This is a genomic window from Bacillus sanguinis, from assembly GCF_018332475.1.
Taxonomy (GTDB): domain Bacteria; phylum Bacillota; class Bacilli; order Bacillales; family Bacillaceae_G; genus Bacillus_A; species Bacillus_A sanguinis.
The window spans coordinates 1-21,342 of record NZ_BOQB01000077.1 but is presented as its reverse complement, the minus strand read 5'-3'; the positions used below and the strand labels follow the sequence as shown (position 1 = coordinate 21,342).

The 21,342-nt window shown below is 34.4% G+C and carries 22 protein-coding genes, 1 pseudogene and 1 riboswitch; of the genes and pseudogenes, 8 read left to right on the top strand and 15 right to left on the bottom strand.

From position 1 onward, the window contains the following. Positions 1–462 (bottom strand): fatty acid desaturase family protein (locus KI369_RS10465; RefSeq protein WP_212955904.1); only part of this gene is annotated, 462 nt, incomplete at its 3' end. A 581-nt stretch (positions 463–1,043) separates the two neighbouring features. On the opposite strand from KI369_RS10465, the gene KI369_RS10460 reads away from it, so the two are divergent. Further along, on the top strand, positions 1,044–2,570 hold the full coding sequence (locus KI369_RS10460) for an FAD-dependent oxidoreductase (protein WP_212955903.1): 1,527 nt from the start codon (positions 1,044–1,046) through the stop codon (positions 2,568–2,570). A 106-nt stretch (positions 2,571–2,676) separates the two neighbouring features. On the opposite strand, the gene KI369_RS10455 is transcribed toward KI369_RS10460, so the two are convergent. After that, positions 2,677–3,459, bottom strand: coding sequence for a nucleotidyltransferase domain-containing protein (locus KI369_RS10455; RefSeq protein WP_212955902.1), 783 nt, complete (start codon positions 3,457–3,459; stop codon positions 2,677–2,679). Positions 3,460–3,580: 121 nt separating this feature from the next. Beyond that, entirely contained in the window at positions 3,581–4,690 is a 1,110-nt protein-coding gene (locus tag KI369_RS10450; protein ID WP_212955901.1) for a PRK06851 family protein, read from the bottom strand. Between the two features lie 150 nt (positions 4,691–4,840). Then, a riboswitch (SAM riboswitch) is annotated at positions 4,841–4,953 on the top strand. An 84-nt stretch (positions 4,954–5,037) separates the two neighbouring features. Between KI369_RS10450 and KI369_RS10445 the strand changes: the two genes are divergently transcribed. Beyond that, entirely contained in the window at positions 5,038–5,670 is a 633-nt protein-coding gene (locus KI369_RS10445; protein ID WP_000862971.1) for a cyclase family protein, read from the top strand. Positions 5,671–5,697: 27 nt separating this feature from the next. On the opposite strand, the gene KI369_RS10440 is transcribed toward KI369_RS10445, so the two are convergent. From KI369_RS10440 to KI369_RS10405, 7 genes and pseudogenes are all read right to left on the bottom strand, one after another. Then, positions 5,698–6,078: a hypothetical protein gene (locus KI369_RS10440; RefSeq protein WP_212955900.1), complete on the bottom strand. Its 381-nt coding sequence runs from the start codon at positions 6,076–6,078 to the stop codon at positions 5,698–5,700. A 224-nt stretch (positions 6,079–6,302) separates the two neighbouring features. Then, positions 6,303–6,764, bottom strand: a pseudogene (locus tag KI369_RS10435) (ATP-binding protein); the annotation flags it as partial. Positions 6,765–6,948: 184 nt separating this feature from the next. After that, on the bottom strand, positions 6,949–8,214 hold the full coding sequence (locus tag KI369_RS10425; RefSeq protein ID WP_212955898.1) for an S-adenosylmethionine decarboxylase related protein: 1,266 nt from the start codon (positions 8,212–8,214) through the stop codon (positions 6,949–6,951). Positions 8,215–8,451: 237 nt separating this feature from the next. Beyond that, positions 8,452–9,120 (bottom strand): YwrJ family protein, encoded by a 669-nt coding sequence (locus KI369_RS10420; protein ID WP_212955897.1) that lies wholly within the window; start codon positions 9,118–9,120, stop codon positions 8,452–8,454. A gap of 162 nt (positions 9,121–9,282) precedes the next feature. Further along, the gene (locus KI369_RS10415; RefSeq protein ID WP_212955896.1) at positions 9,283–9,732 is read right to left on the bottom strand and encodes a spore coat protein; all 450 of its coding nucleotides are present in this window, start codon (positions 9,730–9,732) and stop codon (positions 9,283–9,285) included. 20 nt (positions 9,733–9,752) lie between these two features. Further along, positions 9,753–10,277: a spore coat protein gene (locus tag KI369_RS10410; RefSeq protein WP_212955895.1), complete on the bottom strand. Its 525-nt coding sequence runs from the start codon at positions 10,275–10,277 to the stop codon at positions 9,753–9,755. A gap of 236 nt (positions 10,278–10,513) precedes the next feature. Beyond that, positions 10,514–10,753 carry a helix-turn-helix domain-containing protein gene (locus KI369_RS10405; RefSeq protein WP_002037874.1) on the bottom strand — a complete coding sequence of 80 codons (240 nt, stop codon included), beginning with the start codon at positions 10,751–10,753 and terminating at the stop codon, positions 10,514–10,516. 179 nt (positions 10,754–10,932) lie between these two features. Between KI369_RS10405 and KI369_RS10400 the strand changes: the two genes are divergently transcribed. Further along, positions 10,933–11,301 (top strand): hypothetical protein, encoded by a 369-nt coding sequence (locus KI369_RS10400; protein ID WP_212955894.1) that lies wholly within the window; start codon positions 10,933–10,935, stop codon positions 11,299–11,301. Positions 11,302–11,492: 191 nt separating this feature from the next. On the opposite strand, the gene KI369_RS10395 is transcribed toward KI369_RS10400, so the two are convergent. Together KI369_RS10395 and KI369_RS10390 are read right to left on the bottom strand one after the other, a co-directional pair. Beyond that, entirely contained in the window at positions 11,493–11,942 is a 450-nt protein-coding gene (locus tag KI369_RS10395; RefSeq protein ID WP_212955893.1) for a YkvA family protein, read from the bottom strand. 210 nt (positions 11,943–12,152) lie between these two features. Next, positions 12,153–13,202: an NAD(P)/FAD-dependent oxidoreductase gene (locus KI369_RS10390; protein ID WP_212955892.1), complete on the bottom strand. Its 1,050-nt coding sequence runs from the start codon at positions 13,200–13,202 to the stop codon at positions 12,153–12,155. Positions 13,203–13,534: 332 nt separating this feature from the next. Here KI369_RS10390 and KI369_RS10385 point away from each other — a divergent pair, with 332 nt between their 5' ends. The 5 genes from KI369_RS10385 (at position 13,535) to KI369_RS10365 (ending at position 17,789) form a co-directional block, all read left to right on the top strand. Further along, complete coding sequence (locus KI369_RS10385; protein WP_000732577.1) at positions 13,535–14,452, top strand: iron-hydroxamate ABC transporter substrate-binding protein; 918 nt, start codon at positions 13,535–13,537, stop codon at positions 14,450–14,452. Between the two features lie 48 nt (positions 14,453–14,500). Beyond that, the gene (locus tag KI369_RS10380; protein ID WP_212955891.1) at positions 14,501–15,541 is read left to right on the top strand and encodes a FecCD family ABC transporter permease; all 1,041 of its coding nucleotides are present in this window, start codon (positions 14,501–14,503) and stop codon (positions 15,539–15,541) included. Then, on the top strand, positions 15,538–16,545 hold the full coding sequence (locus KI369_RS10375) for a FecCD family ABC transporter permease (protein ID WP_212955890.1): 1,008 nt from the start codon (positions 15,538–15,540) through the stop codon (positions 16,543–16,545). The genes KI369_RS10380 and KI369_RS10375 overlap by 4 nt, the downstream gene beginning before the upstream one ends. A gap of 335 nt (positions 16,546–16,880) precedes the next feature. Beyond that, positions 16,881–17,597 (top strand): hypothetical protein, encoded by a 717-nt coding sequence (locus tag KI369_RS10370; protein WP_212955889.1) that lies wholly within the window; start codon positions 16,881–16,883, stop codon positions 17,595–17,597. A gap of 21 nt (positions 17,598–17,618) precedes the next feature. Next, positions 17,619–17,789, top strand: coding sequence for a hypothetical protein (locus KI369_RS10365; protein ID WP_165761968.1), 171 nt, complete (start codon positions 17,619–17,621; stop codon positions 17,787–17,789). A gap of 65 nt (positions 17,790–17,854) precedes the next feature. Here the strand turns inward: KI369_RS10365 and KI369_RS10360 are convergent, their stop codons facing one another. Genes KI369_RS10360 through mtnK form a run of 3 tightly spaced genes read right to left on the bottom strand, consistent with a single transcriptional unit; the run spans position 17,855 to position 20,834 of the window. After that, positions 17,855–18,496, bottom strand: a complete 642-nt coding sequence (locus tag KI369_RS10360) for an L-fuculose-phosphate aldolase (protein WP_212955888.1) — start codon at positions 18,494–18,496, stop codon at positions 17,855–17,857. Positions 18,497–18,551: 55 nt separating this feature from the next. Then, entirely contained in the window at positions 18,552–19,592 is a 1,041-nt protein-coding gene (mtnA, locus tag KI369_RS10355; protein WP_212955887.1) for an S-methyl-5-thioribose-1-phosphate isomerase, read from the bottom strand. A gap of 12 nt (positions 19,593–19,604) precedes the next feature. Further along, positions 19,605–20,834, bottom strand: coding sequence for an S-methyl-5-thioribose kinase (mtnK, locus tag KI369_RS10350; protein WP_212955886.1), 1,230 nt, complete (start codon positions 20,832–20,834; stop codon positions 19,605–19,607). Positions 20,835–21,342 lie beyond the last annotated feature (508 nt).

Genomic DNA, 21,342 nt, shown 5'->3' with positions numbered 1-21,342 from the left:
AACGTAGCATGAAGACGGCATACGATATACCCAGCTCAAAAACTTACTCTTTTTAAGCTTCTCAAGTGTAGGCCATGCATCTGGATCATTCTCTTCATGTTGTGTATGAACGTGATGCGTTGCATTATGCCACTTTCTCCAAAGTTTAGGTCCTGTCGATAATGGCATAAACGCAATCGCTCCTAAGAAATCACGAAGCCATGCCTTTCTCACAACAGTTCCATGTAAAATTTCATGCCCTAAAAACCCAAGTGAAGCAAAACATAATCCAAGAACAATCGCAATTCCTAGATTCGCCCACACATTCAATTCAAATACACCAATCGATATTAATCCCGCCAATGCCACAAGTAAATAAGCCAGTCCGCCAAATAAACGAGTAGGAACTGGTTTAAATGCTTTTTTCGGCAAATGTGGTGATACACGTGCTGCATACCACCCAAACGTATGAAGCTCCTTCATCCTTTTGCCCCTTTCTTATGCCGCGCCTTGCGCAACTTACATATATACTTCTTGCTTCCAGATTGATTTTACTAGGTGATTAAAAAAGCATCTAGTATAAGGAAAATATACTCACTCTATCGTCACTTATTTTTTCGCTTTTATTATCAATGAAAAACATTTCTCTTTTTACTCTCTATCAACCTTTCCACATGATGAATCATATCAATAGAATTTCTACATTGTCAATAACTTTTATGACCTAGTAATAAAAGTTGGTTATACTTTTATAATTATACTTTATTTCAATAAAGAAAAAACATATATTTTATAAGGTTTCATTCATTATGCATATACGTACTTTGCCATGCTATAGACTCTACCTTATTCAAGAACTCTCTGTGTAAACAATAAATACACTCATCTAAATCTAGCTTTACACAACTCCTACCTCTTCATACCGACAAAACCTAATAATTATATTAAGATAATTTTATCTTTCTTTTAAATAAAAATAGCCTTCCTCTAAAACAGCACACATGAATTTCATCTCATATGGAAATATTAAAAGGAAAATTGTTCTAAATCAGGAGGTTTCCTTAATGACAAGCGATACATTTCGACAATTCCCATCATCTTATTGGATTGAATCTACTCAACTCCCTGCTTTTCCCCCTTTATCTGAAAGCATAAAGACAAAAGTTGCTATTATCGGTGCTGGTATTACAGGGATTACTACTGCCTATTTACTTGCAAAAGAAGGCATCTATGTTGTATTAATTGATTCTGGTCTTATTTTAAACGGGACGACTGGTCATACAACAGCAAAGATAACAGCACAACACGATCTGATTTATGATGAATTAATAAATCATTTCGGTATGGAAAAGGCCGGACTTTACTATGAATCAAATAATCATGCTCTACAATTTATTAATGAAACTGTGCAAACATATAAAATCGACTGTAATTTCTCAAATGAAGATTCATATTTATATACAACTACTGATAATGGATTAAGAAATTTATCAAAAGAATATGAAGCCTATCAAAAATTAAATATACCTTGTGACTATGTTCAATCTCTATCGATTCCGATTCCCGTACAATCTGCACTTATCATGAAAAACCAAGCGCAATTCCATCCCATCCTTTATTTGAAAACACTTTTAGAAAAGTTTGTGGAAATGGGCGGAAAAATTTATGAACAAACAACAGCTATTGATGTAGAAAAAGGAGATTCTCCACAAGTCATTACAAAGGAAGGCCATCGCATCACTTGTGAATATGTTGTCTCTTGTTCACATTTCCCTTTTTATGATGCAAATAGCTTTTTCTTTACGCGAATGTATGCTGAACGCTCTTATGCTCTAGCAATTAAAGCAAAAACGGATTATCCAGGTGGCATGTATTTAAGTATTGATGATCCAAAACGTTCCTTACGCTATACAACAAACAATGGGGAAAAATTAATTTTAATTGGCGGAGAAAGTCATAAGACCGGACAAGGAATAAATACGATGCTTCATTACGAAGCACTGTATTCTTTTGCGGAAGCAACATTTGGAGTAGATGAAGTTCCCTATAGATGGTCAGCACAAGATTTAATCACGCTAGACAAGCTTCCTTATATCGGACATATTAACGAAAGGAATCCAAATATATTTGTTGCAACTGGATATCGCAAATGGGGAATGACAACTGGAACTGCGGCCGCTCATTTACTAAAGGATTCTATTCTAAAAGTACACAGTCCATATAAAGAACTGTATGCACCATCACGCTTCCATGCAGATCCAGATATAAAAACATTCCTCTCCCAGAACATTGATGTTGCGAAACATTTAATTGAAGGAAAGATCGAAACAGCATTACGTAAACCAGAAGATCTCGAAGTTGGTGAAGGATCTGTCGTACATGTTAACGGGAAACGAGCAGGTGCTTATAAGGACAAAGATGGAAAATTACATATTGTCGATACAACTTGTACACATCTCGGCTGCGAAGTTGAATGGAATAATGGTGATTGTACTTGGGACTGTCCTTGCCACGGTTCCCGCTTTTCAATTGAGGGCGATGTTATGGAAGGTCCAGCAGATCAACCGTTAAAACGAGTTGATCTCGAGTAGACAATACAATATGACTTAGCGAAGGGTTTTTGCTTATCCTCCTTTGCAGGTCTTATCGCAGCTATATCTGTTTTTTTATTCCGACAAAATAAAAAAGAGCACAAACTCACTTGTGCTCTTTTTCATATACTGCAAACAACATATCTCGAAACAATATATTTAAACTCTCAATATCGATCCCAGATCTCTTTTCAATTCCTTTTACATATTGCTCATAGTAATGAATTTGTTCTTCTAAAAATTGATTCAAAACCTCAATTTTTAACCCAATATCTAATTCAGTACCTGCCTTTTTCTTTATTAATAACTGTTCAATTTCATCTAATACGCTACATTCTAATGATAATTCTGTAATCAATCGATCGAATTCTACAGGAGGCAACGTTGTTTTCTCCTCTAACCACTTACAAGCTAAAATAGGACGCAATACATAAAAGTACTTTTTCAATTTTACATTCTCACCTTGTAAAAATTCACGATAATTTTTCGAAGCCATATGTAAGTAATGATATATTGTTGCTTTTGGATCAAAATGCTTATCACTCATTTGCTGAAGCTGTTCTGGAAAATGGGTGTTTTTCGAATAAAAAATCGGTGAGTGAATCCATTCGAGTAAAGCTGGGTTTGATTTTGAAAATAGTTGTAGCGCCTTTTTAATATCCCATCCACTTATATCTAAATCATCACTAATCGGATACTCAATTACATCTCGTTTATCATGAATTGATAAATACCACTCTACTGGATGCATATAAACGAATCTAACATCATAATCACTATCTTTCGATGGAAATCCCCAAGCACGACTCCCTGATTCCACTGCAAATAAAATTTTCACTTCATTCTCTTTTTCAATTCTTTTTAACTCCAACCTAATTTTTTCTCTCATTTCATACCCTCTCCATTTTTTGATTATTTCCTTGGAAATTCGACAAATATACAACTAAGTTTACTACATACTAAAATAGCTGTCAGAAAATTCCCGACAGCCTACCAAAATCCCTTATTTTTTACTTGTTCTTTTCCGTTACACTAACCGCAATTCGTTCAAACTCTTTTTGAATCTCCTCTTTATATGCATCTACTTTTGAAAAATCCATAGCAGCAATATATATTCGTTCTAATTTATCACGAACTGATTTCGCTTTCGCTAAGAAAGACATCGCCTCATTCATTTTTGCTTTATATTGAATCGACACGTCGCGAATTTCTGTCGCATACTTCTCATCTGTCCCTGGTGTCACAATCAGTGCATACATATCTATAATTTCATCACCTTCACGGCTCGGAAAATATTCATGTGGTGCGGTACTATCAAAAATTGCAAATCCTAATTCTCTGACGATAACCATATCAAGACTATTTGGATCAAATCCACAATGATATACTTCAACTTCAAAGCCTTTTTCTTCTGCTGCCTTAGCTAATTTTTTGAGCATTGTTGATTTCCCAGAGCCTGGACGTCCTTTTATAAAATAACGATGTGCTAATCCTTCTGTTAAATTAGGAACGAAATCCACTGCTCCTTTCGGTGTAGCTGCCCCTAAAAAACGATGTTTTACAAGCGATTGTTTCCCGCCTTTATCTGTAAATAACTTCTGAATCAGCTGATCGGTTAATTCATTGGCTTTATTAAAATCAATGTTACTAATATATATTTTCTCCCACTCATCATGTATAATTAGCGCCTCGTGAAAACAAGCGTACGCAGTTTGAAAAGCTTTGCTTGCTTCTGAAACAAATCGTTCAATTTCCACCTTCTGCTTTCTTAATTTATCTGAGTCCCAAGCAACCCCTAAGTTGATATACTCCTCAACAACTCCTGGCATTTTCGGCTCAATAACATGCGGTGATGTTCCATCAACAATTCCTACTTTTAACTTCGTGATAATTACACCATCAACCGATTTATTATCAGAAGAACAGTGTAAAAATTCAATATCATATCCTTTTTCAACCCACTCACGACCTATTGCCTTGATTAAAGAAGATTTCCCGGTTCCAGGACCACCCTTTAAAATAAATAACCTGTTTAGCCCTTTTAAATTCTCTTCGTATAAATTATGAAATCCTCTAGCTGTATTTCCACCCGCGTAATAATTCAATACATTCCCTGTCACTGCACTCACTCCTTCGCAGCATTCTATTTACATAAGCTACAATATGCGAGTAGCTTTATTTGGGTGAATACCTATTTTGTATTGCACAAAAAAAGGAAATGAATTACAATTTAAATATAATAAATATTCAGAATTTAAAAACTCGATATATCTTTATCAAGAGAGGCAGAGGGATCGGCCCTTTGAAGCCCAGCAACCTCAGTTTATACAAACTGAATAGGTGCTAATTCCTGCAAAATGCATTGCATTTTGAAAGATAAAACGTAACTATTGTGTGCAAAACCCATCTTTCTTGATTACGAAAGGTGGGTTTTTCTATTTAAAAACATATATTGGAGGTATTTAAAGTGAAAGTAATTGACCTATCACAAACATTTGAAAACAATATGTCTCAATTCCCAGGAACACCAAAAATCAATTTAGGAGCCATTACAAGCGTCGAAGAGACAGGCTATCAAGTTACAGATTTTCATTCTGTCGTTCATGTTGGCACGCATTGTGATGCTCCTGCTCATTTCATTTCAGGCGCAACGACTATTGATCAATTACCCCTAGATCAATTTGTAGGCGAAGCGGTTCTTATTGATGTCACTCATGTACAAGAACGAAAACTACCTAAAGAAGTACTGCACAATGCTGACATAAAAGAAGGAGATATTGTTATTTTCCATTCCAATCTATCTACTAAATGGAATACAGAGGCGTATGAGCAAGAAGCTTTTTATCTTTCTGAAGAATTAGCCGAGGAATTAGTTCAATTAAAAGTAAAATCGGTCGGCCTAGATTTCATTTCTCCTGATGAGGTAACGACAGAAACATCACCAATTCATCACATACTACTTGGGAATAATATTTATTTAATTGAAAACTTAACAAACTTAGATGCCATTCACACGAAACGTTTCTTTTTCTCAGCAGCACCTTTAAAAATTAAAGATAGCGACGGTGCTTTTGCAAGGGCATTCGCTGTAATTTTTTAAACAAACTATACAAAAAAGCAAAGATCATCATTGACCTTTGCTTTTATTTTTTTTATTTAAACTAAGAAAGAATTGCTCAACACGAGGACGTAACCAAGCTAAATAATCTTTCTCTTTCTTCTTTGTACAAGCTATTTCTTCCCCATCTACCATTCCGACAAGCTCTAGCTCTAACAGTTGCCTCGTAAATGCTAACATATTTATTTCTTCGTCTGGATACTCTTCTTTTAATTTCTCTTCAATTTCCCCCAATAAAAAACCGTCACGCATCATTGCCAATGCATCAATCCAAAGTGGCGGCATTTCATATTTTTCTCCTGTAATTGTATCTTTTACAATATAATTCTTTTGCTCTTTTCGAAATTGAATCGTGTGCAAGCATACAGTCGAATTTAATGTTAATTCCATCATACCACCTCTTTTATAATATCTGCATAGAAAAAAGGATGCGCGTGCACCCCTTCTTTTCCTAACACTACCGAACCGTTACATGAATAACAAATCTCATGTCGATATTTTCCTCCATTATAAACGAAGTATTTTATAAAAAAAACCCTTCTTGAAACATTTTATAAAATGTTTATATTTACACAACAAGAACACTTTTCTGAAAAATTTTTTCTTCTAGCACATTATACTGTCGGTAAAGACATTGCCACTTTCGTTCCTATTCCCACGCTACTTTGAATCGCGATACTTCCTTGATGTTCCTTAATAATTTTATATGTAATTATTCATCCAAGTCCCGTTCCATTCTCCTTTGTTGTATAAAAAGCCTTCTCTAGCTTCTCCTTCTCTATACCAAATCCTTGGTCTTCAACAGACATACACAAATGCCCTTCCGTTTTTTGATATGAACGGATATGAATATCCCCACATTTTGGCATTGATTCTATTCCGTTTTTAATAATATTTAATAACACTTGTTTTGCTTGTTAATCATCACCGTTTATAACAGGTAGATCCCCATCCACTTGCAAATGAAATCTCACTCTATATTGCGCTGCATAACTTTCCATTAGCTGTACAACATATAAAAAGATTGCTCCTATATTACACCATTCATAATTTGTTGGCTTTAGTTTCCCTAACAAATCCGTTAATTTTTTTAAATACTTTTAAAGCTTCTCTTTCCTCATAAAGTAAGCTTATAACTTTGTTCATATAAATACTCCTCATGATCGACACAAAAACTCTACATATTATCTTACTTTCAGAGCAATATGTAACCTTATAACGCGAAAAGGAAGGAGATTCCCCCTTCCTTTTCGTCACAACTTATATCCATCTTACCCGATCATGTAGCAATCCATCCGTAAAATCATTTTCCCCCACTACAAAATCCTTCATATATAAATTCAAATATTCTCCGTACTTACTTTCTGTATTTAATAATAATTCCTCTACATAATAGGCACCTAGTTTAAATTTATCAAACAGTAAACTACACACCCCCGCATAAATTCCACATCCTACTTGGAAGTAAGTCGCATTCGTTTTATATTTTTGAAAAACTTGACTGCTATTCATCACGTTATACATATATGTCTCGCTATTTTCATAAACGAGTAATACACCGACTAGATCCTCGCCCGCAATCTTTTCTTCGGCTGGATTAAATACTTTACGATTCCAGTTCCATAGATCTTCTACCTTATCTAAATTCTGTCTAATTATATTTGTTGTATACTCGTTAATTCGGTAAAGAAACCCAACTTCCATGTTAAAGTTTTTCCCTAAAATTAAAACTTCTTCATGTGGCATTAAACAACCATAAAACTCTTTCTCTCCCAACTTTACTTTATACTCTGAAGCATATACATCTTCATAAAAATATAGAGGACGATGATGACTCATATACATCGGATAACTCCATATCGCTTCATCTAGAAATCTCTCTACTGCCCATGAAGCATAAAGTGTATGAGGCTTTATAAGTGCTGTATCATTTAAAAACGACGTATCATGTTCTACTATATAGCATGCTTTTGGCTTTTCATTTGGACGTTCCTTCATAAGTTCAACAACCATCCATTGAACAACACCTGGGTTCATACCTGAGCCTATAATTGCTTTTGTATTTGTAAACTTCTCTTTTTCCTTCTCAAATCGCGTGTATCTTTCCGTAAGCTGAAAGCCAATTAAACTATCGTCCTGATCTACTGCCTCATTTTCCAAAGCTGAATTAATATAACAAATTCCAAGTTCATTACAACAGCTTAATACTCTGATTGTATCTGCCCCTGAAACATCAATAACAACGCTCGTACCACTTTCTTTTAAATGCTGTTTAAATGTCACTACATCTTGGAGGTCTATTTCAGATAAAAACAATTGCTCTTTTAAATTTGGAAACAACTCATCATAATAAGTCCTATCTTTTTGTTTTATATCAACCAAATGAAATGTAACATTCTTTATCGATTCATAAATTGGGTCTTTTTCATTTACTATCGCTTGATTTAAAATTGCTAAAACTGCTTTTGCTGCTCCACCAGCACTACCAAGTAATGTAATCGATAACGAATTTGGAAACTGCTCCACAAACAAAACCCCTTTAATATATTAGTTGAACAGTTCTCCCTCCAAAAAATAAATCGAATATATGAAAAAATGGCTCGTACATATTTTTATAATGTTGCACAAGATTCACCATTCATAGATAAAGCTAACATATTTATACTCAATTCATTTTTCCCCCTCATATTCAAATAAAGCTAAACAAATAGGCTCGACCTTTTCTTCTGCATATAAAAGAAAAAGCCAGCCCTTTCAACTAGCTTACGGACAGTGGACAGATTTTACATGTTGAATATTTACATACATTTTCGCATCACGCGCTTTTAATATTTCAATATGCCCTTCATCAATCTTTACCATCTTTCCGATTTTATTAGATTCCTCACCTAAATCGAACACCATGATTTTGCCAGACATTTTAATAAGTTGTTCTTCAAAAGTTCGAGCTAACGTAATATTTAATGGATTTACGGGGAGTTCATTTTTATTGAGGGCATAAGGCACTTGATTTTCTTTATATGGAATTAACCATTTCAAATGCTTTAAAGATATATATACTGTTTTATAAACTGGACTATAAAAAACGATATAATCGTTCATTATACTTGTAACATAACCATGTATTGGAGCATTTCCTGCTACATAAATTTCAGTAAAAATCCCTTTAGAAGTACTTAATACTTTTCTCAAAGAGATAGAAGGTGATTCCCTCTTAATTACAGAATCAACATCTGGTTTTGATATTTCTTCATCATATGGTCTTAAAATTTTATAATATTGGACATGGTATAAAGATATATATACGTAGTCTTGTCCATTGTAAAGAACAACGATATCATTTCCTACGTCTATTAATACACCTTTAAATCTTTTTTCACCGATTAATTTAACATATATATTTTCTCCAATACTTTTGTTTAACTCATTCATCTATATCCTCCTTTCTATGAATTTCTTCTTTCCAGTCTTCCATTTTCAAAAAAATAATCAGGGCAAAGTTCTGTTTTAATAGTAAGTAATTCCTTTTCATACTATCGAAATAAGAAATTGTTCTTCTCTTTCCCTCATAATGCCCCTCTTATTTATTAAACATTATTCATCTTCATTCTTTTTACATTTAACTACTTGACTCACACTCTTAATATGAGAGTTAATTACATAAATAACTTCATCGCAGTTTACTAGTGTAATACAGCCATGGTGTACCTCACTTAATAAACCTTCCACACATTCTGGACCGCCACGATTAATTTTTACCCACTTATACTTCAAGTCTTTTAATATATCTAAAAACGTATCCTCATCAGAGCAGAAACATGAACTATAGCAATCGCCACATTTACTTTCTTTCACTTTCTTAACTAGGCTCTTCACATGTTTCAAATGATAATATACTAATTCACCATGAGGTAATTGTAGCGTTAAATAATCTTTTCCTAACGATACGAGCTCACCCACTCGACTTTCTGGTCCGCGAAGGTTTACTTTTACAGTCTCACCAACTAAACATTTAATTTGGTCACAGCATAATACATTCTCCAATTTCGTATCCCCCTTTCTTATTATCTTCCTCTACTTGATTGTCTTTGTGCACGAGCGCGACCTGAATTATTGCTACTACTTTCCTTACTGCTACTATCGTCGCTCTCATTGCTCTCTCCGCATGCTAATGCGTTATAGTTAACACTTTTAATATGCTTTATTGCAATTAATATAATTTCCTCTTTTACGATTAATGTCACGAAATCACAAGAAACATCTTGTAAAATGCCTTCCACTTTCTCTGGACCACCGCGATTAATTTTCACCCAGCAATATTTGAAGCTTTGAAGTAGTGCTTCAAAGTCTTCCGCACATGCGCAATCTTCCCACTCGCACTCACTTGATCCACAGTCTTTCGCATTTTTTGTAATACTTTTCAGATGGCTAAGTTGATAGTAATACAGCTCACCTTTTTCATTCTGCAATACGAAGTAGTCCGGACATACTGATATTATTGTTCCTTTTTGAGATTCTGGACCACCTCTGTTTACTCTCACAAAAGATCCAATTAAGTCTTTCAAAAAATCCCAATGAAATAAACTCACGAGAAAACCCCTTCCATTAATTTATAAGCTTTTGCACTGATAGTATATGTATCTGTACAGGTTACGTTCTCTATGTTTGTCCTAGCTAGAAAAAAATATGCTTTTAACATGGTAGACTACTACCTATCAACATTCGAAGAAATACTAAGATATCCTTAGGCTTTTGATATCTTTAAATAAAAAAATCCCGTATGAAGATACATTTCTGCATATCTTCATACGGGATTTCCCATCGTTTAATCTTCGTCTTTAACATCCATATCTTCTGGAATTGGTTCGTTTAATATTTCTTCCACTAATTGCTTATATTTCTCCATTTGTTCTAAATGTGTATTGAATTGTTCTTTATTTAATAAATATTGTTCTCCATCAAATAGCGCACGAACTTTCTTTTGCTGAATTAGCTCTTCAATATACGACTTTGGTAAATTCAAATACTCCGCAGCTTCTTCTATTGTTATATACAACGCGTTCATTCCTTTATTATTTTTTCCTATATACTGTATCTTACTTTATTTTTGTAAACAAATAAAAAAGATTTTGTAAATGCAATTTAAAAAGAAGGTGGATGCATTCCATATATTGTATAATAATATAGTAAGGATTTTTTAAATATAGAATGGTATTACCCATTTACACAAAGGAGAGTTAACATATGGCTACTCGTCACATCATTACAATGTTAGAAAAAACATTACAAATTGAAACAGAAAACACTATTTCTCATTTAACAACATCTTTATCTGATCGCATTCTTTCTCAAAGCGTATCAATACACGAAAACAATTGTTACCATACAATTGGGGAATGGTACAAAAATCATTTTTTATTCCAACAAGATGATTTCCTTTGGGCTAAATACGCTTTTTATGACGCATATTGTGAAGCTATACAGGCACAAGGACATCTTACAAAACGCGTCCGTCAAATATTAGAATCATTAGCTCGAATGCATGGAAAACAGTACATTGCTTCTATATTAAATATGCCATTTCCTAACGAACGAGCTAAAGGGACAGCATAAAGTAATACTGTTCTGCGTCAGCAAAACATAGACTCATTGTTTTCTAGGCAAATTTACAAATAAAATGTTCATATTACATGAACTGATGAAACCGGTGTCATTATAATGATTGAAAATATAGTAAACAGGAAAACCCCCATTTACCTCTCTCGTCACTCGAATAGAGAAGTAAATGGGGGTTTTCAAACATTTCACTCGAAATCACCAGTATTACCCTTGTTATCTAATTCATTTTTCCACTCTTTAAATTTCTCAATTTCATCGCTGACTTGCTTAATAGCCAAACTAATTACCGCTACATCATCTACTAACCCTAATCCCAAAATAACATCTGGTATTAGATCTATTGGTGATACGAAATATAAAATTGCACCTATAATAGCAAGAAGCGCTTTCTTTGGTATTTCACGATACTCCCCTTTTCTCCAACAATTCATCATTTCAAATAACACTTGAAGATTGTCCCAAACATCCGTTAAAGCCCCTTGATTTTTTTGAGATATTTTCATCCCCTTTTTTAGTAAATTTTGCATCTTACTTTCATCTTCTAAGTATGCGCTGGCACGATTTTGATATTTTTTATTTTCTTTTTCAAATTTTTCACTATCAAAATTCCCTTTCATACTTTTTTTATTAAACATATAACCTTACACTCCTTCATTGTTTAACTTATATAATTCAAACAAAAAATTTGTAATGCAATAATACAGGACATAGAACCAACTAAAGAACGTAGTAATACATATCCAAAATATTGAATTAAAAGCATTGAATTTAGAAATAATCGAATGATATTCATCTATACAAATAAAACAGAGAGACCTAAGAAGATCACTCTGTTTTATTTACTATTATTTCATCATCTGCTTGATCAATTCACGATTTCTCTTCTTAAATACTTCATTATGCGAAGAAACCATTCCATACTCGCTTGCATCTGGTTGAATAAACTGTTTTGCTTTATTTACAGCATTTCCAGCATCTTGGAATGCTCCCGCAATTAAGTGTAATTTCCCTTCATGCTTTAAAATATCTCCCGCAGCATATAATCCATCTACGGAAGACTCACTATTCGCATTACCTGCAATATAATAATTATCTATAATAGCAACATCTAACTCACTATTTTCTAATAATGTAATGTCACGTTCATATCCGTGGTTAATAATAACTTCATCAATAGACAAATGAGATACTTCACCAGTCTCATGATTCGTTAATTCTACATATTCAATGGCTTCATGATTATCACCAGCAATGAGTTTTGTAATCGATGTATTAAAGAAACACTCCGCTGAGCTGTTCAGCAGTTGTTTTACTTGTGCTTCATGACCAGATAATTCTTCTTTTCTATATGTTACATACACTTTTTTCGCAATTGGTTCTAATTCATTTGCCCAATCAACAGCTGAATTTCCTCCGCCGGAAATAATGACCGTCTTACCTTTGAAACGCTTTAAAGATTTCACTGTATAATTTAAATTCGATACTTCAAATCGCTCAGCACCTTCAATTGATAACTTTTGTGGTTTCAATATACCACTTCCAGTTGCAACAATAACTGTTTTTGAAAAATGTTCTTCTCCAGTGCTTGTTTTTAATGTAAAAGTACCATCTTCATTGCGAATAATCGATTCTACTTTTGTATCTAACACCACTTCTGGCTTAAATGTTAGTCCTTGTTGTACAAGTTGTTCAATTAATTTATCACCTGTAACCGGCAATAGTCCCCCTACATCCCAAATCATCTTCTCTGGATAAACATGTATTTTTCCACCTAACTGTGGCTGAAATTCTATTATTTTCGTTTTCATCTCTCTGAGTCCACTATAAAAAGCTGAATAAAGCCCTGCAGGTCCTCCGCCTATCACAGTTACATCAAACAATTCTTCTCGATTCATTCGTGCTCACTCCTCAGCTACTAATCATTGATTATCATTCTCAATAAAATATAACCTGTTTCCGCAAAATTTACAATCAAAATTACTATTGACAATACACCTATATAAAATTATATTATTTAAAGAATCAATAGTGATAATCATTATCAATTTGTTAATAATTAGCAAATTTGAGATTACATCTTCTTTCATTAATATGGTTACTACTATATTATAAAATCTCACATTCAAGATTTTTAATAAACATTTTGTATTACCACTACTCATTCAAAAAGATCGCAGTTAAACAAATTATTGTATACACATATCATCTATGTTAAAGGAGAAAGACGATGAAAAAGTTATTTATTTCACTAACAGTTCTTTTCGTTCTTGTTATGAGTGCTTGTAGCAATGGCTCTACAGACAAAAAGAACGATGCAAAAGGTAGTAAATCAGAAACAATTACATACCAATCTGAAAATGGTAAAGTAGAAGTTCCTGCAAATCCAAAACGCGTTGTTGTTTTATCATCGTTCGCTGGTAACGTAATGTCATTAGGAGTAAATCTTGTTGGGGTAGATTCATGGTCTAAACAAAACCCACGTTTTGATAGCAAACTTAAAGATGTTGCTGAAGTATCAGATGAAAATGTTGAAAAAATCGCTGAACTAAATCCAGATTTAATCATTGGATTATCAAATATTAAAAATGTTGATAAGTTAAAGAAAATCGCTCCTACTGTAACATACACTTACGGAAAAGTTGATTACTTAACACAGCATTTAGAAATCGGTAAGTTATTAAACAAAGAAAAAGAAGCAAAAACTTGGGTTGATGACTTCAAGAAACGTGCACAAGACGCTGGTAAAGAAATTAAAGCAAAAATCGGTGAAGATGCAACAGTTTCTGTTGTAGAAAACTTCAACAAACAGCTTTATGTATACGGCGAAAACTGGGGCCGTGGAACAGAAATTCTGTACCAAGAAATGAAATTAAAAATGCCTGAAAAAGTAAAAGAAAAAGCATTAAAAGAAGGTTACTACGCATTATCTACTGAAGTATTACCTGAATTTGCTGGTGATTACTTAATCGTAAGTAAAAACAAAGATACTGATAACTCATTCCAAGAGACAGAATCATATAAAAACATCCCAGCAGTAAAAAATAATCGCGTATACGAAGCAAACATGATGGAATTCTATTTCAATGATCCACTTACATTAGATTTCCAACTAGACTTCTTCAAGAAGAGCTTTCTTGGCAAATAATACAAACATGAGGAATTCTTAAATTAAGAATTCCTCTTCCTTTATTCTATGAACAGAAAAGATGTGAAACGAATGACAAAAGATCACGACAATCCACGTTCTATAGCTTTTACGTACAAACTAATTTTGAGCATAATTGCATTCTTTCTTATTTTTATGGTGGCAATGGTATTAGGAGCTGCGGATACTTCAATAAAAGATGTATGGTTAGCACTCACTTCTTCCGCTAAAGGGGACAAACTATCTATTATTCGCGAAATTCGTTTACCACGTGAAGTAGCTGCTATTTTTGTAGGAGCTGGACTTGCTGTTTCTGGAGCAATTATGCAAGGATTAACACGAAATCCACTTGCGGATCCTGGATTATTAGGATTATCTGGTGGAGCAAATGCGGCACTTGCGTTAACGCTGGCCTTCAACCCTTCCATCAGCTATCTTTACTTAACATTCGCTTGCTTTATTGGTGCTGCAATTGGTGCAATTATGGTATTTGGCATTGGTATGGTGAAAAAAGGTGGCCTGTCCCCTCTTCGAATTGTATTAGCTGGTGCTGCCGTTTCAGCATTTCTTCTTGCAATTTCAGAAGGTGTCGGCATTTACTTTAAAATTTCACAAGAGGTATCACTTTGGACTGCTGGCGGCGTAATTGGAACAACTTGGGGCCAATTGAAAATTATTATTCCAGTCATTTCAATTAGTATCTTTATCGCTATCTTACTAGCAAAAAAATTGACAGTTCTTAGTTTCAGTGAAGAAGTTGCTATTGGACTAGGTCAAAAAATTATTATTATTAAAACCATTCTATTTATCATTATTATCTTACTTGCTGGTGCGTCTGTAGCACTTGTCGGAAATATGGCATTTATCGGCTTAATGGTACCTCACATGGTACGCCCAATTGTCGGTCCAGATTACCGATTTGTTATACCGATGTCAGCAATTGCTGGAGCTTCCTTTATGCTACTTGCAGATACAATTGGACGTACTATTAACGCTCCATACGAAACACCAGTTGCCGCTATTGTCGCAATTGTAGGGCTACCATTCTTCCTATTCGTTGTACGTAAAGGAGGAAAAACATTCTCATGATGCAATCTATTCTAAGAAAACAACGTCTTATTATACTCGCTTTACTAATACTGACCATCACCACCATTGTAGTTGGAATGGGACTTGGTGCAGCATCTTTATCTTATGATCGACTACTCCCAACATTAATGGGACAAGGGACTTTTAAAGAGGAGTTTGTTTTATACTCTTTAAGACTACCTAGAATTGTTATTACATTATTAGCTGGTATGGCTCTCGCTTTATCAGGGGCTATCTTTCAAGGAATTACTCGAAATGATTTAGCTGAACCTGGTATTCTCGGTATCAACTCTGGGGCCGGTGTTGCTGTCGCTATTTTCTTTTTATACTTTCCAATAGATGTAGGTTCATTTCTTTACTTACTACCTGTCGTTGGATTTGTCGGAGCATTTCTGACAGCTGTTCTAATTTACGTATTTTCTTATAGTAAATCAACTGGACTTCAGCCGGTGCGATTAACATTAACCGGTATCGGTTTTTCATTTGCACTATCTGGAATGATGATTGTCCTTATTTCATCCGCTGATCGTATGAAAGTAGACTTTATCGCTAAGTGGATTGCCGGAAACATTTGGGGAGATGACTGGGTCTTCGTTTTAGCAATGCTCCCATGGTTAATCGTATTAATTCCGTTCGTTTTCTATAAAGCGAATCGATTAAACATTCTAGCATTAAACGAACCAGTCGCAATTGGCGTTGGAATTGAAATTGAAAAAGAACGCCGATACTTATTAGTTGCAGCTGTTGCGCTTGCAGCTGCGGCTGTTTCCGTAACAGGAGGAATTAGCTTTATTGGTCTAATGGCTCCTCATATCGCGAAATCTTTAGTAGGTCCAAGACATCAAATCTTCATGCCTATCGCCGTTTTAATTGGCGGATGGCTATTGCTATTAGCAGATACAATTGGACGAAATATCGTTGAACCTAATGGCATTCCAGCAGGTATTGTCGTTGCTTTAATTGGTGCTCCTTACTTTATGTATTTGTTGCTTAAGAAAGTGTAAGAAACACCCTCAAGATTTTTTCTTGAGGGTGTTTTTTACGTTTATTTACAATGTTACAGTTATTACTCGCTCGTTCTTATACATATCGATGAGCTCTACAAAAATAAATAAACAATGTCTCTTGTTATATATAAGAATCACACTATCCATCAAGATTATAATCGTCATATACTTCAATAATTGATATAACTCATTCTTGCTGAATATCCCCTTTAATATATCCAGCAAGAAAAAACATATAAAGGATATTTTTGTATTTAAATGGTAGAAAAAATCCTTTTAATAATATATTATTATATAGTACTTTTATTATATTAAAGGAGGAATACCCTTATATGGAGGCTTTTTTAGGTTTAACATCTTTAATTGGTATTATTGTATGCTTAATCATGGTTATAATCTCACTGATTAAAAAGAACAATCATACTAAACGGTGGTTAAAGTATACGGGACTGTGTTTTGGAATACTCTTCATTACTGTTGCCTTAGGGTCAAATAATTCGTCAAACTCTGGCGATACACCAGCTAAAGCTTCTGAAGACTCTAAAGATAGTGTCAAAACCAATACAACAAACACCAAAAATCCCCAAGTAGATACATATAAACAATACCTATCATCTTTACCTGGGCAACATTCTTCTCTAAATAAAACTAGCAGTACATTTATTAATGGGCATTCAAATTTATTTCCAGCAAAAACAGATGCCGATGTAAATGCAACTAAGGGCTTAATTGATCATTCAATCAGTTATAAACATTTAGATAAGAATATAACACCTTACTTGGAAAAATTAATACCTATTAATGGAACCGTAGTAGAAATTAAAGAAGATCCTTTCAATAACGAAACATTTACCTATGTTCACATATTAACTGACGATTATGAAAGCTTCCAACTTATATTTTCAGGTAATTTAAAAGATATATTTAAAGACTCTTATGTAACAGCAGTCGGATTACCTCTTTCTACAAATGCTTTTGATAATGTGAGCGGTGGTACTACACAAAGTATAATTTTATTAGGAAGCACTATAGATATTGCTGCACAATAAAAACAACAGGAGGTAAAAAAAATGAAAGCTATCGCTATTATTCTTATCTTAATTGGCATTTTCGGTATATTAATGGGCGGCATGATGTTCGGAGATATTGGTATTGCTGCAATTATTGGTTCATTAGCAGCCTTATTCTCTGGAATTGGTTTCTGGAAATTGGATGCTCAGCTAAAAAACATATCTAAGTAATTTAAAATCTAAAATAGCCGTGAATATACTTTCTTTCACGGCTATTTTTTAATCAATAATTAACTTTACTGCTGCCCATACCCTTCAAACTTCTTTGCCAAATTCTCCATCTCATCTTCTGGCAATAGCTTCGGCTCTCCGACGCTTTTTGTTTGATAATAAATTTGCGCACAAAACTCAATTTCTTCCGCAACAGTAAATGCCATTTTTATGTTATTTGCACCTGCAATTAAACCGTGGTTCGCAAGTAAAACAGCACGGCGATCAATCATTCCTTCGAAAGCAGCCTCTGCTAATTGCTTCGTACCAAATGTTTCATACGGTGCACAGCGAACATTCGGGCCTGCGAAAGCAATTAAATATGATACAGCAGGAAGCTCCCACCCTAATGATGCAATCGTCTTCGCATAAGGTGAATGTGTATGCACAAGCGCATTTATGTCTTCACGATTTCGATAATAAATAAGATGCATATCTAGTTCACTTGATGGTTTTCTCTCTCCTTCTACCACTTCACCATCTAAGTTTAATATAACTACATCTTCAGGTTTTGTTTCATAATACTCTAAACCACTTGGACTCATGGCAACAAGACCTTGCTCGCGGTTGAAAATACTAATATTACCGCCTGTCCCCTTTGTTAAACCGCTAGAAATCATTTTCTTTCCGTACGCTACAATTTCTTCTCTTTCTTTTTGTAATAACATATACATCCCCCTAAGTATGAAGCTTATGATGACTGACTTTGTATCTATCTACTTATTAAAATAGCTTTTTTAAGTTCTCCGTAAACGGTGCTTTTACAATCCCTTTTTCCGTAATAATCGCTGTTACATTTTCATATGGTGTGACATCAAATGCTGGATTATATACTTTACTTTCTTTCGGAGCAGAATATTGTCCGAAGCGATTAATCACTTCAGAAGCATCTCTTTCCTCGATCGGAATTTCTTTTCCTGTCGGTGTTTTTAAGTCGATTGTCGGTGTTGGCGCGGCTACATAAAACGGAATGTTGTAGTATTTCGCCAAAATAGATACGCCTAATGTCCCAATTTTATTTGCTACATCACCGTTTGCTGCCACGCGGTCACATCCAACGATTACAGCGTCGATTTTTCCTTGTGACATAACCATAGCTGCCATATTATCCGTAATGACAGTAACATCAATCCCCGCTCGCTGTAGTTCTAACGCTGTTAACGTTGAACCTTGTAATCTAGGACGTGTTTCATCCGAAAAGATTTTTAAGTCCCATCCTTTTTCTTTCGCTAAGTACATTGGAGCTGTCGCAGTACCATACTTAGTCGTCGCTAACGCACCAGCATTACAATGTGTTAATACTCCCATTCCATCATGGAATAACGTTAATGCATGCTCCCCGATTTGACGGTTAATCTCTTCATCTTCTCTATGAATCTCTTTTGCCTCTTCTAGTAATCTATCTTTCAACTGAGCGATTGATAAATGTGAGTTCTCTTCCGCGACCGCTTCCATTCTTTCAAGTGCCCAAAATAAATTTACTGCTGTCGGCCTTGATGTTGCCAAATATGCACACACCTTTTTGACTTCCGCTATAAAGTCTTCCACCGTACTTTGAGTAACTTCCTTAGCGCCTAAATACACACCATACGCTGCTGAAACACCAATCGCTGGCGCTCCTCTTACTTTCATTATTTGAATGGCATCCCACACACTTTCAGCTGTTTTGAAAGATTCATAGACAACTTCATTCGGTAATAATGTTTGATCTAATAAAACTAAAGCATCTTCTTTCCACTGAATTGGTATTAATTGCTCTTCCATCATCTTCTCCCCTTACTTCGCATAGTTCATTGACTGTTCTTTTAACGTTTCTACAAAGCTTGTGCCTGTTTTATATTGATTCGCCTGTAAAATAAACTTCTTCGCTACTTGAAGACAAATGCGTTCTGCTCTAGCACGTGCTTCCTCATTCTCGATACAAGTCATATCTTTTACTTTCGCTAGCCCAACAATTCGACGAATTAACTCAAGACCTGTTACTGCAGCTGTATCCTCTAATACAGATTGTAAATATAATTGGTTAAAGCCTTCTTCCTTCGCCATAATCTCGGTCACATGAATATCCCAAGCATTTAAAAACTTCTTCTTAAACAAATCAATTACCTCTACCATTGTCAATTGTAGCCAACTCATATACGTATCTTTCTCAGTACCGGGCGGCATCGTTGCATCTGCATTCACCCAAGCAAACATTAAATTCGCCATTACATTTCCAACGTCGTATCCCATCGGTCCATAAAAAGCAAACTCAGGATCGATAATCTTTGTGGAATCACTTTTCACAAAAACAGAACCAGTATGCAAATCACCATGAATAAGCGCCTGTGCATTCGTCATAAAAGAAAACTTAAGTTTTGCTACTTCCATACGAAGCTCTTTATCACTATAAATATGCTCTCTAATCCATCCCTCATTTAATAGAAACAGCTCATTACGCTTATTATGATTTGTAAATGGCTCAGCGTATACGAGGTCTTCTGTAATCTCACATAACTCAGGATTTATATAATTCTTTACAAGTTCCTTCTTCTCTTTATGGTTCATTACAACGTCCGATGTTAATAAGAGTGTATTTACCAAAAAGGTCGTTAAATCATCCGCAAGTTTTGGAAACATTTGATGATTTATAAGTGCTGTACGTAATATTGTGTGGTCCGATAAATCTTCCATTATGCAACAATTCATCACACTATCAAACAAATACACCTTTGGAACAAGCCCAGGCGCTAACTCCTCCTCTAACTGCAAAACATCTGATTCTATACGAATACGATTCGTCGACAACTTAAACTCATCTGAAATACGCGCTGTATCCCCAGCTTGCTTTACAATGACAGAAATATTCTTCTGTTCATCCCAAACACGGAATACATAATTTAAATTACCATCGCCTATTTCTTTACACTGTAACCCCTTTGCATCCTCAAACTTAGATAATTTCTCTTTCACATACACAATCACATCACTGACTTCCATTAAAAAATACTTCGTGAACTTAGACATGGTTTCCCCTCCATACTAATTGTAAGCGTTTTCTAAAGGCTATAAAAAATAATAGGGTGAAATTTTTCATCCTATATTATATGTTCTTCTTTCTTAAAATGTATATCTAGGTTTTATTATATCTTGTTAGCCCCTCGAGTCAATGCTTCTATATCATCTCAAATATACTTCCTAAGTATATTTGAGATGACAATAATTGTTCACAAAGATTCCGGTACATTTTGTTTTATTTATCGCACAATTCTTTGTAAAATAGAAATAAGTACTTCCTTTTTAAATCCACAACTTCTAAGAAATATTCCCTTCCTACGAATTTATACTTACACCATGTCTCTAACATACGCACTACTCTATTACATACTCATTGAAAATCTATTATATGAAAACCACCTTTTAATTCCCTAACAATCTTAATTGAGAATAAATATTAATTAAATTGATATAAAGTTGGTTTATTCTCTTGACAAAATAACCACTTCTATATGATAATTAATATCGAATTAGAATT

Coding starts and splice junctions, on each gene's coding strand:
- KI369_RS10460 (WP_212955903.1), top strand. CDS start 1,044: ATGACAAGCGATACATTTCGACAATTCCCATCATCTTATTGGATTGAA.
- KI369_RS10455 (WP_212955902.1), bottom strand. CDS start 3,459: ATGAGAGAAAAAATTAGGTTGGAGTTAAAAAGAATTGAAAAAGAGAAT.
- KI369_RS10440 (WP_212955900.1), bottom strand. CDS start 6,078: ATGGAATTAACATTAAATTCGACTGTATGCTTGCACACGATTCAATTT.
- KI369_RS10420 (WP_212955897.1), bottom strand. CDS start 9,120: ATGAATGAGTTAAACAAAAGTATTGGAGAAAATATATATGTTAAATTA.
- KI369_RS10405 (WP_002037874.1), bottom strand. CDS start 10,753: ATGAACGCGTTGTATATAACAATAGAAGAAGCTGCGGAGTATTTGAAT.
- KI369_RS10400 (WP_212955894.1), top strand. CDS start 10,933: ATGGCTACTCGTCACATCATTACAATGTTAGAAAAAACATTACAAATT.
- KI369_RS10395 (WP_212955893.1), bottom strand. CDS start 11,942: ATGTTTAATAAAAAAAGTATGAAAGGGAATTTTGATAGTGAAAAATTT.
- KI369_RS10390 (WP_212955892.1), bottom strand. CDS start 13,202: ATGAATCGAGAAGAATTGTTTGATGTAACTGTGATAGGCGGAGGACCT.
- KI369_RS10385 (WP_000732577.1), top strand. CDS start 13,535: ATGAAAAAGTTATTTATTTCACTAACAGTTCTTTTCGTTCTTGTTATG.
- KI369_RS10380 (WP_212955891.1), top strand. CDS start 14,501: ATGAACAGAAAAGATGTGAAACGAATGACAAAAGATCACGACAATCCA.
- KI369_RS10375 (WP_212955890.1), top strand. CDS start 15,538: ATGATGCAATCTATTCTAAGAAAACAACGTCTTATTATACTCGCTTTA.
- KI369_RS10370 (WP_212955889.1), top strand. CDS start 16,881: ATGGAGGCTTTTTTAGGTTTAACATCTTTAATTGGTATTATTGTATGC.
- KI369_RS10365 (WP_165761968.1), top strand. CDS start 17,619: ATGAAAGCTATCGCTATTATTCTTATCTTAATTGGCATTTTCGGTATA.
- KI369_RS10360 (WP_212955888.1), bottom strand. CDS start 18,496: ATGTTATTACAAAAAGAAAGAGAAGAAATTGTAGCGTACGGAAAGAAA.
- mtnA (WP_212955887.1), bottom strand. CDS start 19,592: ATGGAAGAGCAATTAATACCAATTCAGTGGAAAGAAGATGCTTTAGTT.
- mtnK (WP_212955886.1), bottom strand. CDS start 20,834: ATGTCTAAGTTCACGAAGTATTTTTTAATGGAAGTCAGTGATGTGATT.